The sequence below is a fragment of the Thioclava sp. UBA3469 genome (genome assembly GCF_002378135.1).
Classification (GTDB): Bacteria; Pseudomonadota; Alphaproteobacteria; order Rhodobacterales; family Rhodobacteraceae; genus Thioclava; species Thioclava sediminum.
The window spans coordinates 1-782 of record NZ_DFRG01000142.1 but is presented as its reverse complement, the minus strand read 5'-3'; the positions used below and the strand labels follow the sequence as shown (position 1 = coordinate 782).

Here is a 782-nt window from a genome sequence, read left to right as displayed (position 1 = left end):
TGTTGGTGAAGGTCACCGCCAGCACCTCGTTCGGGCGCGCGCGGCCGGTGTGGATCAGATGCGCGATCCGTGCGGTCAGCGCCGAGGTCTTGCCCGTGCCCGCGCCTGCCAGCATCAAGACCGGCCCGTCGAGCGTCTCGACGGCCTGGCGCTGCTGGGGGTTCAGTTTCTCGAGATACGGCGCGCTCCGCGCTTGCATGGCGCCCGCCATGGCACGTTGCGACAGGCTCGCAGCCCCTTCATACGGATCGTCGTCATCAGCCCAATTCATGGGAGGCAATCTAGCGGTTCGGCCCTCAGAGGGAAAGGGGCATGTTCAGCATCTGTTCGCCTGACGTGAGCTTCCGCGCCCGTCTTCGCTCTTGTGAAAATATCCCGGGGGGCCCGTAGGGCGGGGGCAGAGCCCCCCGCCGCCTGCAACGCGCGCGAGGCAGCGCCCCTACCCGCGCTCAGCCCTGATGGATCAGCGTGGCGAACAGCTTCGGATCGACGCTGGCGGATGCGAAGGTCTCGCCCTCGGTCAGCATGGCCACGGCGTCATGGCTGTGCAGGCTTTCCTGATGGCTGGCCACGATGCGGAAATCACCGATACGGGCATCCGCCAGAAGGCGCTCGGCGAAGGCGCGCACGGCATCCTCGACGAAGATCGGGTTAGCGGCGTTCAGTTCGGCGAAGGCCTGTTCGTCCTCGCGCTTGACCATGACCTGCGTCTCGGTCGGCACGGCGGCGCGGGCGAGATCGATCATATCCTCGAACCACAGCACCTCGCCCGGTTCGACCAC

General features: G+C 66.8%; 2 protein-coding genes. Both read right to left on the bottom strand.

Translation table 11 applies throughout. The features are described 5' to 3' along the window. Positions 1-271: UvrD-helicase domain-containing protein (locus B3D39_RS11465; protein ID WP_286789704.1), on the bottom strand; the 271-nt coding region annotated here is incomplete at its 3' end. A gap of 178 nt (positions 272-449) precedes the next feature. Beyond that, on the bottom strand, positions 450-782 hold a 333-nt coding region (locus B3D39_RS11460; RefSeq protein WP_274963514.1), incomplete at its 5' end, for a GTP cyclohydrolase, FolE2/MptA family.